General features: G+C 42.4%; 1 pseudogene. It reads right to left on the bottom strand.

Annotated elements, in window-relative coordinates:
- Positions 1–434, bottom strand: a pseudogene (locus tag STRDD04_RS11220) (hypothetical protein); the annotation flags it as partial.

The following is a 434-nucleotide window of genomic DNA, read 5'->3' as shown; positions in this document are numbered from 1 at the left end:
AACGGATTTATTTTGAAGAGCAATACCTGCTTCAATCGCTGCTTTGTACAAGGTTACATTTTCAGCCATCGCTTTACGAAGAGCATCACCTGTTAGACCTTTCGTCTCTTTGTAGTTAGGGGTTTTGTCCGTAGTGGTTCCTGTTACCAGTAAGCCTGCTTTCTTGGCTTGTTCCATGAGTTGGTCCACTTCTTTGGTTGAAGCAGATAGGCTAGATTGTCCATCTTTGACAGCTTTTTCACGGTTTGCGCTTGTTTCCTCATAAGCTTTTCGATTAGTTTTATAAAGCGCAATGGATTTCTTCAAGTCATCCACTGACTTAGCCTGAATTGTCAAACCAAGTTCAACAGCTTCACGGTAGAGGTCAAGGTTTTCAGCCATTGCTTTACGAAGGGCATCACCTGTTAAACCTTTCATCTCTTTGTAGTTTGGGG

The organism is Streptococcus sp. DD04 (assembly GCF_001578725.1).
Classification (GTDB): domain Bacteria; phylum Bacillota; class Bacilli; order Lactobacillales; family Streptococcaceae; genus Streptococcus; species Streptococcus sinensis.
This window is presented reverse-complemented; position numbering and strand designations above follow the sequence as displayed.